Source organism: Cereibacter ovatus, assembly GCF_900207575.1.
GTDB classification, from domain to species: domain Bacteria; phylum Pseudomonadota; class Alphaproteobacteria; order Rhodobacterales; family Rhodobacteraceae; genus Cereibacter_A; species Cereibacter_A ovatus.
In genome coordinates this window covers 1-3334 of sequence record NZ_OAOQ01000045.1, presented here as the reverse complement: position 1 = coordinate 3334, position 3334 = coordinate 1, and the positions used below count along the sequence as shown (strand labels likewise).

The 3334-nt window shown below is 60.9% G+C and carries 4 protein-coding genes and 2 pseudogenes; 2 read left to right on the top strand and 4 right to left on the bottom strand.

What is annotated here, in order from left to right:
* Nucleotides 1–95 precede the first annotated feature (95 nt).
* A pseudogene (locus CRO07_RS19595) lies at nt 96–260 on the top strand (DUF3883 domain-containing protein); the annotation flags it as partial.
* Nucleotides 261–332: 72 nt separating this feature from the next.
* On the opposite strand, the gene CRO07_RS18565 reads toward CRO07_RS19595, so the two are convergent.
* The 3 genes from CRO07_RS18565 to CRO07_RS18085 all read right to left on the bottom strand — a co-directional run bounded on the left by CRO07_RS18565 (nt 333) and on the right by CRO07_RS18085 (nt 2173).
* Entirely contained in the window at nt 333–1337 is a 1005-nt protein-coding gene (locus tag CRO07_RS18565; RefSeq protein ID WP_141400114.1) for an ATP-binding protein, read from the bottom strand.
* A 147-nt stretch (nt 1338–1484) separates the two neighbouring features.
* Nucleotides 1485–1874: a hypothetical protein gene (locus CRO07_RS18090; RefSeq protein ID WP_097032007.1), complete on the bottom strand. Its 390-nt coding sequence runs from the start codon at nt 1872–1874 to the stop codon at nt 1485–1487.
* The gene (locus CRO07_RS18085) at nt 1871–2173 is read right to left on the bottom strand and encodes a hypothetical protein (protein WP_097032006.1); all 303 of its coding nucleotides are present in this window, start codon (nt 2171–2173) and stop codon (nt 1871–1873) included. Before CRO07_RS18085 ends, CRO07_RS18090 begins: the two co-directional genes overlap by 4 nt.
* 16 nt (nt 2174–2189) lie before the next feature.
* On the opposite strand from CRO07_RS18085, the pseudogene CRO07_RS18080 reads away from it, so the two are divergent.
* Nucleotides 2190–2684 (top strand): annotated as a pseudogene (locus CRO07_RS18080) (DUF2793 domain-containing protein); the annotation flags it as partial.
* 37 nt (nt 2685–2721) lie between these two features.
* On the opposite strand, the gene CRO07_RS18075 reads toward CRO07_RS18080, so the two are convergent.
* Entirely contained in the window at nt 2722–3042 is a 321-nt protein-coding gene (locus CRO07_RS18075) for a head-tail connector protein (RefSeq protein ID WP_097032005.1), read from the bottom strand.
* Nucleotides 3043–3334: the final 292 nt, after the last annotated feature.

Here is a 3334-nt window from a genome sequence, read left to right as displayed (position 1 = left end):
GCCGCCGTCATTACCCTCGTTCTGGCGATGATCCGGCAGGAGCGCGCTCGCGGCTACAGTCACGCGGCCGCCTGATCGCGTTGTTCAGGCTGAACCACATCAGCCGCAACGAGCTGGCCGTGGCCGAGGAGCGGCGCTCGGAATGGTCCCTGTTCCGGCTCTGGAACTTCGCGCGCGAGCCGAAAGCGTTTGAGCTGCACCCGCCGCTGGACGCGCATGTCTCGCTGACCGCGACGTCCTTTCAGGCGAGTTTTCATTGACTCCCCAAGCAGCTCCTTTGCGCCGCTTGATCGCCTTCACAAGATTACAACGCCTTACGGCTCTATAGATGCCTATTCTTGCCGGAAATCTCGGGTAAGCATCTGAGATGCAGTAGAAGCAACGTTGACGTTTGCGCCGGCGATCTGAGCGGCTGCAACTCGTCCTTGCGCCGCAAACTGTTGGAGACGTTCCCGCAATGCACTTAAATTGGCTGTGTCGATCACTAGCCTGATTGCAGTCCCTTGGAAATCCGAAGCGAATGTATGCTTCCCTTCTTGGCTTAGCTCAATTCCGGTTCCGCCCGAACATAACAGGAAACTTCCACCGTTCCTGCAGATGCGGCTGGTCATATAGAGGCCGTAGCCAGAATTGTTCCATTGGTCGTTACCCCGCCCGGCGTGAGGATTCCCGGAGATTCCGGGCATCAAGGCCATCTGAAGGGCTTCCGGTTCCGTCAAGCCATCGAAGGCTGGGTTCCCGGTGAGAGCCCTATGGATGCCGATGCCGTCATCGACAATTCCAACTTCCACTTCATGGCGTTGGGGCCAATATTGAGCGCAAATGTAAATCTTTTCAGAACCACTGTGCTCGACGACATTTCGCATGATCTCGCGGATGGAATATGTAAGGGTATCCTGTAATTCTCCCTGTTGATGGCGCGTAAGTAGCCCAGCAAGCTTGGCGGCTTTCCCCTCAATTACGTCTCCTACTTCCTGAAAGGAGTCGAATGCCTCTTGGCGAATCTCTGCGACATCAAGCTCGCTGATCGGAACATACCTAGAACTTCCAGGTGCCTCACCGGGAGCATTCCCATGTTGGAGACCAAAAGATCGGAAGAAGCCGAAATGCGCTGCGTATGAGTGATTTTCATGATCCCGTGCTCGTCGACGAGCTTCTGGTCGATTGCCTCGGAACTGGCGAAGCAGAGCAGAAAGGAGCAGCATCGAAAACGGAGGGAACCAACGCTCGCCGCCAAAGTGGAACTCGTATTCGGCTGCGTCTGGAAGATCTCGGAGCATGCAGGCGAACCCCGCGAGGCTAACCGGCGACAAATCGTAGGGGACGTCCACGCGCATTCGAAATCAGCTTTCCAATAGCCTAGAAAATATCAGAATTTGGGCATGCCCACGGTCAGTCGCTACCTTTCTCATGAAATACATGCTTGGACAGCCATGTTCCAGCGCCACTGAGTGCGGGACGGCGTCAAATTCCTGGTCACGTTTCTAAGCGCGCCCGAACACCCGCTCAGCCTGCTCCTGCCATGTCTCCCCCGCCAGAAAGCACAGGTCATAGAGGCTGACCGCCGACGCCTCGCGCCCGCAGGTCAGGCGTTTGAGCACCTCGGGCGCCAGATAGGCGAGGCGCAGCTGGCGGCTGACGTGGCGTTCGGCCAAGCCGACGGCCTCGGACAGTTCCTGGATCGTGGCGAACTCGCCTGCCTCCATGCGCCGCCGCCAGCCCCATGCCCGGCCGATGGCGCGCAGGATGTGCGGGTCCTGCGTCTGATCCTCGCTCGGGCTATAGTCCGCAGGCGGCATGATCTTGGGCCGCCCGTTCTTCTTGCGCAACTTCAGGGGTATCAGCACGCGGATGGTGTCATTGCCTCGGGTCATTCGGCGGCCTCCATGTCGCGTGGGGCGATCATCTCTCGGATCACCCCCGCGACGCCCTCGCGCCGGATGTCGACCTCGAGCCCGACGGCGGTGACGGTGACGCGACGGACCAGCAGCTGGATGATCCGCGCCTGTTCGAGCGGAAACAGCTGCGCCCATAGCGTGTTGAAATCATGCAGCGCCGCGATGGCCTCGGCCTCGGACACCTGATCGCGTTTCAGCGCGGCCAGCACCCGCGTAACCACCTCGGGGGTCTGAAGAATGCGCCGGACCTCGGTGACGATGGCGTCTTCGACCATGCCCGCAGGCAGGCGGACCGGTACGGCGACGGGCACCGTGACCTACGGCATGGGCACCGGGGCGACGACGACCGGCCTCACCAAGACCGTGAACCTCGGCACTGGCGGCGCATCGGGGTCGACGACGGTCGTCAACATCGGCCCCGCGACCTCAGGCGCGAATGGGACGATGGTGGTCAACACACCGACCGTCACCTTCGCCAATGCCGTGACGCAGGTCGGCATGCCCCAGGCGAACCTGACCTCCCAGCTTCTGGGCCTCGGCGGGGCGACCGCCGACAGTTACAACCGGCTGTCGGTAAACACCCCCGCGGTGCTTCTGAACAATGCGGGCGCCGGGATCGAGGCGACCGTCAACAAGGCCGCGGTCGGGAACGACGCTGCCTTCGCCTTCAAGACCGGCTTTTCGGCCCGGGCGCTGATCGGCCTTCTGGGCAGCGACGATTTCAGCTTCAAGGTCAGCCCGGACGGGTCGGCCTTCTACGAGGCGATCCGGGCCTCAAGGAGCACCACAAGCCGTTCGCTATCGCTTGCCATCTGTCGGCCTCCTATGCCGTGAATAGGTCGTCTGTGAACCAGTCGGCCGAGGTGATGAATTTCACCTCAAGGGTCGCGCCGGATCCGACGACGGCGGACTCCCGCTGGTCGTACCACCAGGCCGCCAGCATCAGCACCGCTTGCGCCAGCGAGGGCGGCACCGGCTCCTGATCCGCACCGCCGAACCGGGAGTCGATCTTGTAGCCGACAGGCCGTTCGATATGGCCCTGAGCAGCATCGAGCTTGTCACTCAACAGCGCATCATCCTCGTCTCCGAGAAGATCCGTGATGTTCAAGTGAGCCTTGAGTTGACCCAGATCCACAATCGCCACGGCGAAAACTCCTATTTCCTGAAAATGTTGCGCAAGGTTCCCCGCGCCGGTCCCCTCTTAAGGGTCGAAATTGAAGACCACCCCCCGGCCCATGTTTTAAGCCGAGGCAGCATCAATTCGCACCACGTTGGAGTTGACCCAAAGCGAGGCGTTCAGCTTCGGCAAATCGTCGCCCGTGTCGAATTGCTCGGTGAGCCTGAACCGCGCCGGGTTTGCCGGAGGCTGATTTCGGTTAGTTACGCGGCCATGGGCTCGGTTTCCAGAGCGGCATAGAAGTTGGCCTCGGCTTCGG

What these genes read in the sequence shown, in the direction of transcription:
- CRO07_RS18565 (WP_141400114.1), bottom strand. Translation starts at nt 1,337, where the DNA reads ATGCGCGTGGACGTCCCCTACGATTTGTCGCCGGTTAGCCTCGCGGGG.
- CRO07_RS18090 (WP_097032007.1), bottom strand. Translation starts at nt 1,874, where the DNA reads ATGACCCGAGGCAATGACACCATCCGCGTGCTGATACCCCTGAAGTTG.
- CRO07_RS18085 (WP_097032006.1), bottom strand. Translation starts at nt 2,173, where the DNA reads ATGGTCGAAGACGCCATCGTCACCGAGGTCCGGCGCATTCTTCAGACC.